Source organism: Pseudarthrobacter lactosi, from assembly GCF_055412785.1.
Window position 1 is genome coordinate 754,279 of sequence record NZ_JBVAYS010000002.1, and the last position, 15,989, is coordinate 770,267.

At 67.4% G+C, this 15,989-nt stretch carries 11 protein-coding genes; 5 read left to right on the top strand and 6 right to left on the bottom strand.

What is annotated here, in order from left to right; all coding sequences use genetic code 11:
- Positions 1-85: 85 nt before the first annotated feature.
- Both ACZY0Q_RS13375 and ACZY0Q_RS13380 read right to left on the bottom strand, forming a co-directional pair.
- Positions 86-742, bottom strand: a complete 657-nt coding sequence (locus ACZY0Q_RS13375) for an SIMPL domain-containing protein (RefSeq protein ID WP_463917511.1) — start codon at positions 740-742, stop codon at positions 86-88.
- A gap of 2 nt (positions 743-744) precedes the next feature.
- Positions 745-1,332 carry a hypothetical protein gene (locus ACZY0Q_RS13380; RefSeq protein WP_463917512.1) on the bottom strand — a complete coding sequence of 196 codons (588 nt, stop codon included), beginning with the start codon at positions 1,330-1,332 and terminating at the stop codon, positions 745-747.
- 201 nt (positions 1,333-1,533) lie between these two features.
- Here ACZY0Q_RS13380 and pheS point away from each other — a divergent pair, with 201 nt between their 5' ends.
- Genes pheS through ACZY0Q_RS13395 form a run of 3 tightly spaced genes read left to right on the top strand, consistent with a single transcriptional unit; the run spans position 1,534 to position 5,877 of the window.
- A complete protein-coding gene (pheS, locus tag ACZY0Q_RS13385) occupies positions 1,534-2,595 on the top strand; it encodes a phenylalanine--tRNA ligase subunit alpha (RefSeq protein WP_463917514.1) in 1,062 nt (353 codons plus the stop codon).
- 2 nt (positions 2,596-2,597) lie between these two features.
- Positions 2,598-5,141 (top strand): phenylalanine--tRNA ligase subunit beta, encoded by a 2,544-nt coding sequence (gene pheT, locus ACZY0Q_RS13390; RefSeq protein ID WP_463917515.1) that lies wholly within the window; start codon positions 2,598-2,600, stop codon positions 5,139-5,141.
- A 49-nt stretch (positions 5,142-5,190) separates the two neighbouring features.
- Positions 5,191-5,877 (top strand): 4'-phosphopantetheinyl transferase family protein, encoded by a 687-nt coding sequence (locus ACZY0Q_RS13395; RefSeq protein ID WP_463917517.1) that lies wholly within the window; start codon positions 5,191-5,193, stop codon positions 5,875-5,877.
- Here ACZY0Q_RS13395 and ACZY0Q_RS13400 read toward each other — a convergent pair.
- The 4 genes from ACZY0Q_RS13400 to ACZY0Q_RS13415 form a co-directional block, all read right to left on the bottom strand.
- A complete protein-coding gene (locus ACZY0Q_RS13400) occupies positions 5,874-7,253 on the bottom strand; it encodes a M1 family metallopeptidase (RefSeq protein ID WP_463917519.1) in 1,380 nt (459 codons plus the stop codon). The two genes, ACZY0Q_RS13395 and ACZY0Q_RS13400, sit on opposite strands and share 4 nt — an antisense overlap.
- Positions 7,254-7,302: 49 nt before the next feature.
- On the bottom strand, positions 7,303-11,181 hold the full coding sequence (locus tag ACZY0Q_RS13405) for a Pls/PosA family non-ribosomal peptide synthetase (RefSeq protein WP_463917584.1): 3,879 nt from the start codon (positions 11,179-11,181) through the stop codon (positions 7,303-7,305).
- A 187-nt stretch (positions 11,182-11,368) separates the two neighbouring features.
- Positions 11,369-12,331 (bottom strand): quinone oxidoreductase family protein, encoded by a 963-nt coding sequence (locus ACZY0Q_RS13410; protein ID WP_463917520.1) that lies wholly within the window; start codon positions 12,329-12,331, stop codon positions 11,369-11,371.
- A 166-nt stretch (positions 12,332-12,497) separates the two neighbouring features.
- Positions 12,498-13,589: a fatty acid desaturase family protein gene (locus tag ACZY0Q_RS13415; protein WP_463917521.1), complete on the bottom strand. Its 1,092-nt coding sequence runs from the start codon at positions 13,587-13,589 to the stop codon at positions 12,498-12,500.
- A 175-nt stretch (positions 13,590-13,764) separates the two neighbouring features.
- Between ACZY0Q_RS13415 and argC the strand changes: the two genes are divergently transcribed.
- Together argC and argJ are read left to right on the top strand one after the other, a co-directional pair.
- Positions 13,765-14,796, top strand: a complete 1,032-nt coding sequence (gene argC / locus ACZY0Q_RS13420; protein WP_463917522.1) for an N-acetyl-gamma-glutamyl-phosphate reductase — start codon at positions 13,765-13,767, stop codon at positions 14,794-14,796.
- Positions 14,793-15,959 (top strand): bifunctional glutamate N-acetyltransferase/amino-acid acetyltransferase ArgJ, encoded by a 1,167-nt coding sequence (argJ, locus tag ACZY0Q_RS13425; protein ID WP_463917524.1) that lies wholly within the window; start codon positions 14,793-14,795, stop codon positions 15,957-15,959. Before argC ends, argJ begins: the two co-directional genes overlap by 4 nt.
- Positions 15,960-15,989: the final 30 nt, after the last annotated feature.

The following is a 15,989-nucleotide window of genomic DNA, read 5'->3' on the forward strand; positions in this document are numbered from 1 at the left end:
TATTCGAAGATATGTTCGAACTTAAGTCAAGGACCGGTCGCTCGGGACGTCCGCGCGCCGGGATCGGCACGGGCTGTGGAAAGCGTCAGGCCTGCAGTTGCCAGACCACGGTGACACTGGCGCTTATGCTGGCGTGGCCCGCTTCCACGCTGATGGCTTCGCTGGCGGCGGCGCGCTGGATCCGGGCCACCGGAACAGGCCCGGCTACATCGGAGTGTTCGGCAATTGAGGTCACCGCGCCGAGCCGCGCGGACGCCAGGGATGCAAACTGTTCAGCCCGGTCAACCGCATCCTGCCAGGCAGCTTCCCGGGCAAGGGAGGCGACGGCTGACTCATCCGCGAAGCCAAGGTCCAGTCCGTTCAGGCGTACGTCATCGCCGCCGGCATCAACCGCGGCGGCAATAACACCGGACACTGAGCTCAGCTGCCGCAGCCGCACGGTGAGCACGCTGGACGTAACATAGCCGGTCACCTGCTGGCCGCCGCCGTCGCGCCAGACGAACTCCGGCCGGACGTTCAGACCGGAGGTCCGGATGTCCGCGTCGGCCACGCCGTGCTGGCGGAGCGCGCCGGATACAGCCGCGGACGCGGTTCCCGCGTCCGCATAGGCAGCGATCACGGTGTCGCGCCGGCACTCGACGCCCACTGAAATGGTCAGCAGGTCAGGTGGCGCCTCGGCTGTCCCCGTTCCGGTCACGGTGATGGTCCTGTTGTTGGTCCTGGTGTTGGGTTCGTCCGTCATTGTCAGACCTCGATTCCGCTGGCCCCAGGTGGCGCCGGCCTTGTTGTCCTGATGTCAACGTAGCCTCCGGCCGCCAGGCCGGCCTGCCGTTCGAAGAAATTGGCCGACGCCGGATTGCCGGTCCGGAACAGCGACCAGCCTGCAGCCAGGAAATACAGCGGAAGGAAGGGCAGCCCCAGGCAGTAGGCGTACTGGCTGCAGTGCTTTTCCTCATGACCCAGGAGCTCCGGATTGACGCTCAGGTCCTCAGCCCTGATCCTGCAGATAACTACGTTGCCCAGAGTGAACGCCTCGGCATACGGAATGCGCCACCGGTAGCCGGACGCTATGACCAGCCCACGGGGGCCCTGGCTGACGGCTGTCCCCGCCGCTGCGGCAACGGCCAGGCCCAGCAGGGTGGTGCCGTTGGCCAGGTTGGCAAGCTGCCGTACCCGCTGCCAGGCCGTCATGTGACCCGTCCCGAGCGGCCCTGCCGTCACCTGCCCCGCCGCGAGCGGCCCAGCCCTCAGCGGCCTGGTGCCAAATAGCCCGGCCCTCAACAGCCCGGCCGTCAACAGCTGCGCGGCTGCCCGGCCCTGCCCTTGTGTCATGAGGCCATGGTAGCCGGAGCCTTCACTTAGACTGGAGGATAGTGGCCGCTGGTTTTGACCGGTGTGCCCTGACCTGGTCATCGAGTGCATTCATCAAGCATGGATTCACGGAATGACTTGCCAGTGACGGATGCGCTGCCGGGAAACCGCGCGCGGCTGCACCCCTCACCGGCAGCCCCTACTCGTAGCTAAGAACAGTAGATGACTGAAACTTTGCCGGGCGCCGCCATCCCGAACCCTACGGATGAAGCCGCCATCACTGCCGCTGTAGACCAGGCCATCGCCGCCATTGCTGGCGCAGGCTCCCTCGACGAACTTAAGGCGGTGAGGTTGGCGCACACCGGTGAGAAGTCGCCGCTCAGCCTGGCCAACCGGGAGATCGGCGGATTGCCGAAAGACCAGAAAGCCGTAGCCGGCAAGCTCATGGGTTCCTCCCGGGGCCGGGTCAACAAGGCGCTCGCGGACCGCACCGCCGAGCTGGACGCCGAGAACGACGCCCGGATCCTGCTGGAAGAGACAGTGGACGTCACAGCTGCGCCCCGCCGTCGTCGGGCCGGCGCCAGGCACCCACTCTCCACGCTGCAGGACCGTGTGGCGGACATCTTTGTTGGCATGGGCTGGGAAATCGCCGAAGGCCCCGAAGTGGAATCCGAGTGGTTCAACTTCGACGCCCTGAACTTCAAGCCGGACCACCCCGCGCGCGAAATGCAGGACACGTTTTTCGTGGAGCCGCCCGAGGCCCACCTGGTGATGCGGACGCACACGTCCCCGGTGCAGGTCCGTTCCATGCTGGAACGCGAAGTGCCCATCTACGTGCTGTGCCCCGGCAAGGTGTTCCGCACCGATGAGCTCGATGCCACGCACACCCCGGTGTTCCATCAGTTCGAGGGCCTGGCCATCGACAAGAACCTGAGCATGGCCGACCTCCTGGGCACGCTTGAGCACTTCACCCGGCAGATGTTCGGCGACGAGGCGTCCGTCCGGCTGCGCCCGAATTACTTCCCGTTCACCGAGCCGTCCGCGGAACTGGACATCTGGCACCCGGGCGCCAAGGGCGGCCCGCGCTGGATCGAATGGGGCGGTTGCGGCATGGTCAATCCCAATGTCCTCCGTGCCGCCGGCATCGACCCGGACATCTATTCAGGTTTTGCCTTCGGCATGGGTATCGAGCGCGCGCTGATGTTCCGCAACGAAGTGGGCGACATGCGCGACATGATCGAAGGCGATGTACGTTTCAGCGAGCACTTCGGGATGGAGATCTAACAGTGCGTATCCCACTTTCCTGGCTGCGTGAATTCGCAGCAGTACCGGCCGGAGCAACGGCCGAAGACGTGATGGCCGAACTGGTCAAGGTTGGCTTTGAAGAGGAAGCGGTGCACCGCCCCACGGACACCCTGCAGGGTCCCGTTGTGGTGGGCCAGGTCCTGAGCATCGTCAAGGAGCCCCAGACCAACGGCAAAACCATCAACTGGTGCCAGGTCCGGGTTGTCCCCGAAGGCCGGCAGCAGACCCTCACCGGCGACGGCATCGACCCGTCCGGTGTGCAGGGGATCATCTGCGGCGCCCACAACTTCGTTGAAGGCGACAAAGTAGTGGTCACCCTGCCCGGCGCGGTCCTGCCCGGCGACTTCCGCATCTCCGCCCGGAAGACTTACGGTCACCTGTCCGCCGGCATGATCGCCTCGGTCCGCGAGCTGGGCATCGGCGAAGACCACGACGGCATCCTGGTTCTTTCCCGCATCGGGCTGGACCCCGAAATCGGTACTGACGCCATGGACCTGCTGGGCCTCTATGACCAGGCAGCCGAGATCAACGTGACTCCGGACCGCGGCTACGCGTTCTCCATCCGTGGGGTGGCCCGTGAATACGCCCACGCCACCGGAACTTCCTTCACGGACCCGGCATCAGAGGTCCTGGCCCCGGCGCAGCTTTCCGGCGGCTACCGCGTCAAGCTCAACGACGACGCGCCCATCTACGGCAAGCCCGGCTGCGACCGGTTTGTGGCCCGCACCGTCAGTGGGGTCGACGCCACCAAGCCAATGCCCCCGTGGATGACCTCGCGGCTGCGGCTTGCCGGGATCCGTTCCATCTCCCTGCCCGTGGACATCTCCAACTATGTGATGCTCGAGCTTGGCCAGCCCACGCACTGCTATGACCTGGACAAGCTGTCCGGCGACATCGTGGTCCGGCGCGCAGTGGCCGGGGAGAAAATCACCACCTTGGACGCCAAGGAGCGCACGCTCGACGTCGAGGACCTCCTTATCACCGACGGTTCCGGCGCGATCGGCATTGCCGGCGTCATGGGCGGGGCAGCCACAGAGGTGAGCGACTCGACGTCGAACATCCTGGTTGAGGCGGCACACTTCGACGAGGTGTCCATTGGCCGTTCCCGACGCCGGCACAAGCTGCCGTCCGAGGCGTCCAAGCGCTTCGAGCGCGGCGTCGACTGGCATGTGGCGGACATCGCTGCCCAGCGTGTTGTTGACCTCCTGGTGGAACTCGCCGGCGGGGTTGCTGACCAGGCGGGCACCGACGTCGGGACCGCTCCGGACGCCGTAACCATCGCATTGCCGGCAGCCTTCGCCGCCCAGCGGATCGGCATCGATTTCACCGAAGAACAGATCACCACCGCGCTGGTGGACCTCGGTGCCCTGGTGGAAAAATCCGACGGCGGCTGGACCGTGACCGCCCCCAGCTGGCGCAACGATCTGGAAACGAAGGAAGACCTCTCCGAGGAAATCGCGCGGCTGGTGGGCTATGAGAACATCCCCGCCACCCTTCCGGTGGCCCCTCCGGGACGTGGCCTGACCCGCGTGCAGCAGCAGCGCCGTCGGCTCATCCAGGCACTGGCTGACGCCGGGCTGACCGAAGTCCTGGCCTACCCGTTTGTCTCCAAGGCCGCCAATGACACGTTCGGCGTCGCCGAGCAGGGTGCTGCCCGGAGCGCGGTCAAGCTGGCGAATCCGATCAGCGAGGAACACGGCTTCCTGCGCACGTCCATCCTCCCAGGGCTCATCGAGGTGGCCAAGCGGAACCATTCACGCGGCTTCCGCGACCTGGCACTCTTCGAATCCGGCCTGGTGTTCCTGCCAAGCGGGACAGTGGGTACGCCGTCCATCCCGCCGCTGGGCGTCAGGCCTTCCGACGAGGTGCTGGATGCACTGTACGACGGCGTTCCGGACCAGCCGCTGTACGTCGCCGCTGTCCTCACGGGCCACGATTCACCCGCTGCAGCGAGCCACACACCGCGCTTGTGGGACTGGTCCGACGCGCTGGACATTGCCCGGCTCGCCGGGGACGTCCTGGGCGTGGAGATCGTGGTCAGCCAGGGTGCGCACCAGGCGTTCCACCCGGGCCGCGCCGCGCAGCTCTCGCTGCGGACCGGTGAAGTGGTGGGTTACGCCGGCGAGCTGCACCCGAAGCTCCTGGCCGCGCACGACATGCCCGCCCGTTCGGTGGCCCTGGAATTCAACGCCGATGCGCTGTTCGAGGCAGCCGCGGACGTGATTGTGGCCCGCCACATCTCCACGTTCCCGGTAGCCACCCAGGACGTTGCCCTGGTGGTGCCGCAGGACATTCCGGCGGACCAGGTCCTCGAGGCCCTGCGCGAAGGCGCCGGCGAACTGCTGGAGGACGTGGCGCTGTTCGACGTCTACGCCGGCAAGGGCATTGAAGAAGGCAAAAAATCGCTCGCCTTTGGCCTGCGTTTCCGGGCTACGGACCGGACGCTGACGGCCGATGAGGCCTCGGCTGCGCGCGAAAGCGCAGTTGCGCTGGCTGCAGAGCGCTTCGGCGCCGTCCAGCGCTAAGCCCGGAACCGGGGTGGCGGGGCCGGTGCGGGCAAGGCCAGCACAAGAGATGACCGGGCCCGTGTCGCCGGTGCCCGTCCTGCGGTCCTGCCCTCCCGGATTACCGGGAGGGCAGGATCCGACGGCGGGCGGCCAGCCGGTAGTGCTGGGGCCTGCCGAACTGGCCCGGGCCGCGGCCCTGGCGCCCGGCCCCCGGGCAGTTTTTATGGCGGGCCGGCGTGCCCTGCGAACGTTCGCGGCAGAACTGCTGGACGTCCCGGCGTCGGACCTCACCACACACTTCAGCTGCCCCCGGTGTGGCGCCGGCCCCGGGCTGTCACACGGCAGGCCGGGCTATACGCTCAGGGGAAAGCCGGTGCCGCTTGCGCTGAGCCTGTCCCGGAGTTCGGGCTGGATACTGTTGGGCGCCGTGTTGGGTCCGGCGGCCGGCGTCACCATGGGCGTGGACCTTACGGACCCCTCCGGCATGGCCTTTGACGGGTTCGACGGCGTTGCGCTCACCACCGCCGAGCGTGCGGCCCTCGCCGGGCTGGCCGGGCCTCAGCTGCTGCAGGAGCGGGCACGGCTCTGGGCGCGCAAGGAAGCCTGGCTCAAGATGACGGGCGACGGCCTCGCCACCGCCCCGGACACGCTTGATGTATTGTCCCGCCCGGAGATCAGGGACCTGGCCGCCGGAGAGGCGGGCCTCCCGCTCAACTTCCGCGCCGCCGTCGCGGTTTCGCGCGCCGGCTGCTAGCGCACTGGCAGCGGCGGAAGGGCTGCCTCGAGCAGCCACGGGTGCAGCAGGGCCTCAGTGTCCAGGCCGGTGGCCCGGTCCGCGGTGAGGATAAAGGCCGCCGTGGACACCGAACCGTGGCGGTGGGCCTCCGTCCACTCATGCAACAGTGCAAAAAATGCCAGGTCGCCGCAGCGGATCCGCAGGGCATGCAGGGCCAAGGCTCCGCGCTTGTAGACGCGGTCATCAAACATCAGCTCCGGCCCGGGGTCGCCCACGATGATGTCCTGGCTGCCGGCCGCCAGCTTCCGCCAGGCTGCGGCGGCCCGGTTCGCGACGGGCAGGACGCCCGCTTCCTCGGACCAGATCCACTCCGCGTAGCAGGCAAAGCCCTCGTGGAGCCAGATGTCCGCCCAGGACGCGGCAGTGAGGGAGTTCCCGAACCACTGGTGTGCGAGCTCGTGGGCGATGAGCCGCTGGGACTCCCACTCCTGCGTCAGGTGGTTCCGGCCCAGGATGGAAAGCGTCTGCGCCTCAAGCGGTATTTCCAGCTCGTCTTCGGTCACCACCACGGAATATTCCGGGAACGGGTAGGGCCCGAAGCAGTTGGCAAAGGTGCGCATCATCTCCGGCTGCCTCGCCAGACCCTCGCGGGCCGCGTCGACCAACAGCGCCGGGACGGCGGCGAACTGCGGTACCTGCCCGTCCACGGGGAAGGGAGTCAGCGCGAGGAACTCATACCGGCCGATCTGGACCGTGGCAAGATAGGTGGCCATGGGTTCGGCCTGCTCGTAGACCCAGGTCTCGCGGCTGGCCCTACTGGTGTGGGAGATCAGCATGCCGTTACACACAGCCCGGTAATTGGCGTCGGTGGTCACGCTGATCTTGTAGCTGGCTTTGTCGCCGGGATGGTCATTGCAGGGGAACCAGGAGGCGGCGCCGTTCGGCTGGCCAGCCACAAGGACGCCGTCGGTGAGTTCCTCCCAGCCCACCTCGCCCCAGAACCCGCGCCGGGGACCAGGGTTGCCTTCGTACCGGATGTCCAGGGTAAATTCCTCGCCCGCCGGCAATGCGGCCTCGGGCACAATGACCAGCTGTCCCGCGCGCTGGCTGAACTTTTTGACCCGGCGCCCGCTGAGCTGGATCTTCGTGGCCCGGAGCCCGATCAGGTCCAGCACCAGGGCCGCCGTCGCGTACCGGGTGACGGCGTGCAGGAGGGCGCGCCCGCTCAGCCGGTTGCTGCTGAGCTTGTAGTCAAGGTCCAGTTCGTAGCGGCTGACCCTGTACGCGTTCGTGCCATGGCCCGGCATGTAGGGATCAGGGGCCGAAGCATCCTGCTCCGACGTGCGGGCAGGGCCGCTATTCGCGGCCGCGGGGCTCGGTGCGGGGGAACTCATAAGACGGTCTTTCCGATCAGCGTAGGGCGGCAGGACAGCTGGTGCGGGGCTACCGTGGTTTGGGAGCGGACGCTGCCGGACCGCTCCAGGGGCTCACCGGGTTGCCCATCCAATAGGTCGCGGCTGGAACCGATTCGCCCCGCATCACCAGCGAGGCCGGTCCTACCGTGCCGCCGCTGCCGATGCTCGCCTGCGGCAGGATGACACCGTGGGGCCCCATGGTTGCTCCGTCTTCGAGGGTAACAGTGTCCAGGCTCATGACCCGGTCGTGGAACAGGTGCGTCTGGACCACGCAGCCCCTGTTGACGGTGGAGTTCCGTCCGAGCGACACAAGGTCAGCCTCGGGGAGCCAGTAGCTTTCGCACCACGTTCCGCGGCCGATCCGTGCGCCGAGCGACCGGAGCCACCAGACCAGGGCCGGAGTGCCGGTTGCTGCGCGGGCGAACCAGGGGGCGCTGACCATTTCGATAAACGTGTCCACCACTTCGTTGCGCCAGATAAAGGAACTCCAGAGCGGGTGCTCGCCGGCGCGGATCCGGCCCACGAGGACCCATTTGGCGACGACGGCGCTGCCTGCGGCCACCGCGCCCGCCAGCAGCATCACGACGCCGCCCAGGGCCGCGGCAATTCCGTAGTTATACAGGGCGGCCAGCCGGTCGAAGGCAAGCATCACGCCTGCGGCGATCGCCACCGTTGCCACCACGGGGACGAAGCGTCCCAGTTCCCAGAGGCCGCGCGCAATCCTGAGCCGCAGCGGCGGCTGGAAGGTGCGCGTGTCATCCGAGGCGATGGCGGTGCGCCGGAGCCGAACGGGCGGGCTGCCCAGCCACGAGGTCCCTGACTTGGCCTTGGCCGGTGTGGCGGACAGGACGGCCACGAGCGAGTTCTTGGGGACGTTCCGGCCGGCGGCGGTCATGCCGGAGTTGCCGAGGAAGGAGCGCTTGCCGATCTTCGCGGGCGCGATCCGCAGCCACCCGCCGTCGAGCTCGTAGGAGGCCACCATGGTGTCGTCGGCCAGGAAGGCGCCCTCGCCCACAGTGGTCATCTTGGGGATGAGGAGGACAGTGGAGGCTTCGACGTTCTTGCCGATCTTAGCGCCGAGGAGGCGCAGCCAGACGGGGGTGAAAAGGCTGGCGTAGATCGGGAAGAGCAGGTCGCGGGCCAGGTCCAGTACTCGTTCCGTGGCCCAGACCTGCCAGCCGATCCGGCTCCGGACGCGGTAGTAGCCCTCGGCCAGGCCAATGCCGAGCAACCGGGTGGTGACCAAAATGAGCAGCAGGTTGACGACGAACCATACAAGGGCCGCGGGTGCGAGTGCGAGTAGGATCTGCGGGACGGCGGCGGAGAGCGACTCACTGCCCCGGATGAAGCCAAAGACCACCAGTGCGGCGGCGGCCGCAGAAGCGTAGGGGATCAGGGCCAGCACGGCCGAAGCCACGGCGAATCCGGCGAACCAGAGCCGGCCAATCAGCCGATGTTCTGTGGGGGTGTCCGGCAGCGAGTGTTTGGCCTTGCCCCGGCGCTCGGCCGGGGACCCTGCCACGTGGTGGCCGGCCTTCACCTTGCCGAGGACGGCCGAGCCCGGCTCCACCTGGGCTCCGGCGCCGATGGACGCGCCGGGCATCAGCGTGCTGCGTGCCCCGATGCTGGCTCCTGCCCCGATGTGGATGGCTCCGATGTGGACGATGTCCCCGTCGATCCACCAACCGGAAAGGTCCACTTCAGGCTCAATGTTGGAGCCGCTGCCGAGGGACAGCAGCCCTGTGACGGGAGGCAGCGAGTGCAGCTGGACGTTGTTGCCGATCCTGGCGCCCAGCGCGCGGGCGTAATACGGCACCCACGGTGCGCTGGCGAGGCTGATAGCACCGGCGAGGTCCTGGATCTGCTCTGCCAGCCACAGGCGCAGGTGCACGCGTCCGGAGCGCGGGTACGTCCCCGGCTCCACGCTCCGGAGCAGGATCCGGGCCGAGGCCACGGAAATCAGCATCCGGCCAGCCGGAGAGACGAAGACCAGCCAGGACGCGGCCACCCACCACCAGGAAACGGTGGGGGCGGCGCTGAACCCTGCCAGGGAGGCCAGTACGTTGTTCGCCGCCATGAGGTAGGTCAGCCAGCGCATCCCCACCAGGATGTGCAAGGGAATGCCCATCAGCGTCTGGAAGATCTGGGACTTGAACGCGGTGGGGCGCACAGTCCTGGACGGCGCCGGTCCGGCGGCCACGCCGTCGGGAAGCGTCTGGCGGGCCGCGTCAATCAGGGCCCCGATCCTGGGAGTGGCATAAATGTCAGCGACCGTGATGGTCGGGTACCGGCCCCTGAGGGCTGAGACGAGCTGGGCAGCGGAAAGCGAGCCGCCGCCGTAGGCGAAGAAGTCGGCGTCGAGGCTTGATACGGGGCTGCCAAGGACGGCCGTCCATTGTTCGGCCACCCAGGCGGCATCTTCCGGCAGGTTCAACGGCGCTGCGTCGGCCTCCGCCGCGCCGGTCCCGGTCAACGGCCAGGGCAGGGCGTGACGGTCCACCTTGCCGCTGGTTTTCGTCGGGAGGGAGTCGACGACGGTCAGGAGCGGAATGAGGGGAGCGGGAAGGCTCGCCGCCATGAGTTCGCGGGCTGCCACCAGGTCCAGGTCCGCATCCGCGGCGGCCAGGTATCCCACCAGGATCTGGTTGCCCGCCGCGGTGGTCCGGACGGCCGCCGCAGCTCCGGCAACGTGGGGGAGGGCCTGCAGGGCGGAGTCGATTTCGCCCAGTTCGATCCGGCGTCCACCGAGCTTGACCTGTTCGTCGGCGCGGCCCATAAAGATCAGTCCGGCGGCTTCATAGCGGACCAGGTCACCGGAACGGTAGGCGCGCTGCCAGCCGAAGGACGGCATGGGCGCGTACTTCTCCCGGTCCTTGTCCGGATCCAGGTAACGGGCAAGTCCCACCCCGCCGATGATCAGCTCGCCGATGTCCCCTTCGCCGACCGGCAGTCCTTCAGCGTCCACCACGGCCAGGTCCCAGCCGTCCAGCGGCAGCCCGATCCGGACAGGACCGGGACCACCCAAAGGGGCCGCGCAGGCCACCACCGTGGCCTCCGTGGGGCCGTAGGTGTTCCATACTTCCCGGCCCGGCACGGCAAGCCGCTCTGCGAGCTCGGGCGGGCAGGCTTCGCCGCCGAAAATCAGGAGCCGGACGCTCTCCAGGGACTCGGCCGGCCAGAGGGCCGCAAGGGTAGGAACAGTGGACACTGCGGTGATGCCGTGGCTGATGAGCCAGGGGCCGAGGTCCGTTCCCGTCCTGACCAGGGCACGCGGCGCGGGCACCAGGCAGGCGCCATGACGCCAGGCAAGCCACATTTCCTCGCACGAGGCATCAAAGGCGACGGAGAGCCCCGCCAGCACCCGATCCTGCGGACCCAGGGGCTCCGCTTGCAGGAAGATCCGGGCTTCGGCGTCAACAAAGGCAGCGGCGGAGCGGTGCTGGACGGCGACGCCCTTGGGCGTTCCGGTGGACCCGGAGGTAAAGATCACCCACGCATCGTCGCCGGGCTCGGCAGAGCGGCGCTCGGCGGCATGGCCGTCCTCCGCGGGCCGGTGTTCCTCGGCGGGCAGGGAGGCCGGCACAACGACCGCGTCCCCACCGGTGAGGACTGCGGCCACGCCTGCCTCGCCGAAGACGAGCCGTGCACGCTCCTCGGGGTCGTCGGCGTCCACCGGCACGTAGGCGGCGCCGATGTGCAGGATGGCAAGAATCGAGATGTAGAGCCCGTTGGTCCCGGACGGAATCCGCACGCCGATCCTGTCGCCGGCGCCCAGTCCGGCGGCCTGGAGCTCCCGCCCTTTTGCCCGGACCGCGGCCATCAGGTCGGCGTAGCTCAGGGACCGCCGGCCGTCGTCGAGCGCCGATGCCTCCGGGAAGCGGGTGGCCGATTCCGCCAGGATGGCCATAAGCGTCCGCTCAGGCGGGGCCAGTGGCAAACCGGCCAGCTGGGGACGGTATACGGCATCCGGCGGGGATGCTACGACGTTCGACTGATGCTCACTCACGGTCGGATTCTGCCCCGGCAAGGTGAACGGAAGGTGTCCAAGATTGGTTGAAGCTTCATATTCTGTTCATCCGGACTCCTTGAGGGTCTCAGGGAACCAAAAGGACTTTGCCCGTGGTGCGCCGGCCCTCGAGGTCCTCGTGGGCACGTCGCGCCTCGGCCAGGGGGTACGTGGCACCGATCCGGACCTTCAGGCTTCCGTCGGCCACCGCCCCGAAGACCTCGCTGGAGCGCCACCGCCGTTCCTGCGGGTTGGCGAGGAAATGCGCCAGCGTCGGCCGCGTGAGGGAAAGCGAGCCGCCCGCGTTGAGCCGCTGCGGATCCACCGGCGGCACCGCGCCGGAGGCTGCCCCGAACAGGACAAGGAAGCCGCGGGTGCGCAGGCTGGCAAGCGAGCCGTCGAACGTGTCTTTCCCGACGCCGTCGTACACCACCTGGACGCCGGCGCCGTCGGTGAGGTCGCGGACTGCTTCGGCGAATCCGTCATAGCGGAGTACAACGTCCGCGCCGGCTCCCTTGGCCAGCGCTTCCTTCTCGTCGGTTGACACCGTGGTGATAACCCGGGCTCCGCGGGCCTTCAGGAGCTGGGTAATCAACAGGCCCACGCCGCCGGCACCGGCGTGCACCAGGACGGTCTGGCCGGGCTCCACCTTGAAGGAGGAATTGATCAGGTAATGGGCGGTCATGCCCTGGAGGGGCAACGCCGCCGCCGTCAGAAGGTCCACGCCATCCGGTACGGGGAGGGCTTTCGCCGCGTCCAGCACGGTGTAGCCCGCGTAGCATTGCTGGCCCTCGGCCGTTGCTACGCGGCTCCCTACGGAGAAGCCCTCAACACCCTCGCCAATTTCCTTGACAATGCCCGCTGCTTCGGCGCCCGGTATGAAGGGATGCGCAACCTTGTACATGCCGCCGCGCTGGTACGTCTCAATGAAATTGACACCCGTTGCCGCTACCTTGATGAGCAACTGGCCGGGGCCCGGCGTCGGTCGGTCCACCTCTGCGAGCTCGAGGACTTCCGGGCCTCCGGGCTGGCGGACAACGATGGCATGCATAAAGGGTCTCCTCTCCGGGCGGGGATTTCCCGCAGCCGGTATCTCTGACCATCCTAGGGATACCGCCACCGACGACGAAGCGACGGCCGGTATCCGGCCGTCGCTTCGGGTCGTACGAGGGAAAGAGCCATGGGGGGCGTGACGCGCCTCGGTTTAGCAGGGTGCGCTAGAACCGCCGGGTGACCGTTGCCATGGGGCACTCGAAGTGGCGCCCTGCGGCAAGGCCCACGTCGTTGAGGTAGCGGACGATGATGCCGTAGGACTGCAGCAGCGTGGTCTCCGTGTAGGGCACCTGGTGCTTTTTGCAGTACTCGCGGACGATCTTGGCAGCCTTGTCCAGCTGGGGGCGTGCCATGTCCGGGAAGAGGTGGTGCTCAGCCTGGCGGTTCAGGCCACCGAGCAGGATGTCCATAAACCGGCCGCCGGAGATGTTTCGTGACGTCAGGACCTGGCGGCTGAAGAAGTCCACGCGGCTGTCCGCGGGCAGGACCGGCATGCCCTTGTGGTTCGGTGCGAAGGAGGCTCCCATGTAGAAGCCGAAGACGGCAAGCTGCACGCCGATGAAGGCGAAGGCCATTCCCAGCGGCAGGAACGTAAAGGCGAGGACCGGAAGGGCGCCGAGGCGGACCAGCAGGATGGGGATCTCCACCCAGCGGTGCGTCACTTTGGCCCGGCGGAAGACGAACTTCACCGAGTCGATCTGCAGGCCTAGGCCAACGAGGAACAGCAGGGGGAAGAAGAACCAGCCCTGTTTGCGGGTCAGGAACGAAAACCGGCCCTGCCGGTCGGCAACAGCTTCGGTGTGGAAAGCGATGGGACCCGGGGCAATGTCCGGATCCTTGGAAATGACGTTGGGGTGGTTGTGGTGGGCGCCGTGCTTCTGCTCCCACCAGGAGTAGCTCATGCCTGCCACTGAGGTGGCCAGGATCCGGGCGGTCCAGTCGTTGGCCCGGCGCGACGCGAAGATCTGGCGGTGCCCGGCCTCGTGGGCCAGGAAACTCAGTTGCGTGCAAAGAACCCCGACGGCTGCGGCAATAAGGAGCTGGAACCAGCTGTCGCCGATCAGGGCAAAGCCGAACCATGTGGCGGCCATCAGGAGCACCAGGCTGGCAAAGAGCGTGATGTAGAAACCGACGCGGCGTTCCAGCAGGCCTTCAGCCTTGACGCTCTTCAACAGCTCCGAATAGCTCAGGACAACGGCGTTGGGCTGCCGGACACGCGATTTGGGGCGCTCTGACGTGGGGAGGGTGGTGGTCATGGAGCGGGGCCTCGTAACTGTTTCGGGCAACGCTGCAGCCGACATTCGGACTGCACGCTCAGGATCACCCTCACCCCAGCTTACGCCTGCTTGTAAAGCGGACCCGGGAATCGATGAAACACTCCGATGCATAAATATCGGGCACACTGAATACTTTTGCTGTAAGATTCAGGGCATGACTATTTCTGTTGCCGTCTCCGGAGCCAGCGGCTATGCAGGGGGAGAAGTTTTGCGCCTCCTGGCTGGGCATCCGGACGTGACCATCGGTGCCATCACTGCGCACAGCAATGCAGGCTCCCGCCTCGGCGAACTGCAGCCGCATCTGCACGGACTGGCCAGCCGCATCCTGGAAGACACCACGGTGGAGAATCTTTCCGGGCATGATGTGGTGTTCCTGGCGCTCCCGCATGGCGCTTCCGCCGAGATCGCGGCACAGCTTCCGGAGGGCACCGTAGTGATCGACGCCGGCGCGGACCACCGCCTCGAAGATCCTGCCGCGTGGGAAAAGTTCTACGGCTCGGCCCACGCCGGAACGTGGCCCTACGGCCTGCCGGAACTCCCCGGCCAGCGCGAAGCCCTCAAAGGCGCCACCCGGATCGCCGTCCCGGGCTGCTATCCGACGTCGGCCCTGCTGGCCCTGACGCCCGGGTTCGCCGCCAAACTGCTCCAGCCCGACGACGTCGTGATCGTTGCCGCCTCCGGCACCTCGGGTGCGGGCAAGGCCGCGAAGGTGAACCTGATCGGTTCAGAGGTGATGGGCTCCATGAGCCCCTACGGTGTGGGCGGCGGCCACCGCCACACCCCCGAGATTGAGCAGGGCCTCTCCAATGCTGCCGGTGAGAGTGTCACCGTGTCCTTCACTCCGACGCTCGCGCCGATGAGCCGCGGCATCCTCACCACCGCCACCGCGAAGGTCATACCCGGCACCACTGCGGCGGACCTCCGCCAGGCATGGGCAGATGCCTACGACGACGAACCGTTTGTCCACCTCCTGCCCGAAGGGCAGTGGCCCGCCACCAAGTCGGTCCAAGGCTCCAACCACGCTGCCATGCAGCTGGCATTGGATGAACACACCGGCCGCGTAATTGTCACGTGCGTCATTGATAACCTCACCAAGGGGACCGCCGGCGGCGCCGTGCAGTCCATGAATATTGCGCTTGGCCTGCCGGAAACCGCCGGCCTGAACCTGCAGGGAGTTGCACCGTGACCGTTACCGCCCCCCTGGGATTCCGCGCCGCAGGCGTCACCGCCGGCCTGAAGACCTCCGGCAAGCCGGACTTCGCCCTGGTGGTCAACGATGGCCCGTCCAAGGCCGCGGCCGCCGTCTTCACCAGCAACCGGGTGGCCGCGGCTCCCGTCCACTGGTCCCGCCAGGTGGTCTCGGACGGCCGCGTGGACGCAGTGGTCCTCAACTCCGGCGGTGCCAACGCCTGTACCGGTCCCCAGGGGTTCCAGAACACCCACAGCACGGCCGAAAAAGTGGCCGCTGTCCTGGGCATCTCGGCGACGGACGTGTTTGTCTGTTCCACCGGCCTGATCGGCGAGCAGCTGCCCATGGATAAGATCCTCCCGGGTGTCGAAGCTGCCTCGGCAGCGCTCAGCACGGACGGCGGGCCGGATGCGGCCTCCGCCATCATGACCACGGACTCCGTGCCCAAGTCCGCGCTGTTCATCGGCACGGACTCCGACGGCCAGGAGTTCACCATCGGCGGCATCGCCAAGGGCGCAGGCATGCTGGCACCCGGCCTGGCCACCATGCTGGTGGTCCTCACCACTGACGCCGACGTCGAAGCGGAAATGCTCGACGTCGTCCTCCGCGATGCCACGCGTGTCACCTTCGACCGGGCTGACTCGGACGGCTGCATGTCCACCAATGACACCGTGGTGCTGCTGGCGTCCGGCGCGTCGGGAGCCGTCCCGTCCGCGGAGACCTTTGGTGCCGGGCTCACCCAGGTGTGCGCCGAACTGGCGCGCAAGCTGATCGGGGACGCCGAAGGCGCCAGCCACGACATCGCCATCCGCACGTTCAACGCGGCCAGCGAGCGGGACGCCGAAACGGTCAGCCGCTCCGTGGCCCGGTCCAACCTGTTCAAGGCGGCCATCTTCGGCAAGGACCCCAACTGGGGCCGCGTGCTGTCCGCCGTGGGCACCACGGACGCCGAGTTCGAACCGGACCAGCTCAATGTGGCCATCAACGGCATCCAGATCTGCCGCAACGGAAGCATCGGTGACGACCGCAACCTCGTGGACCTGGAGCCCCGCGAAGTTCTGGTGGAAATTGACCTGCGGTCCGGTGGCGCCGAAGCCACCATCTGGACCAACGACCTCACCCACGACTACGTCCACGAGAACAGCGCCTACTCCAGCTGATCCTCACGCCAGATCCCACCAGCAACCCTG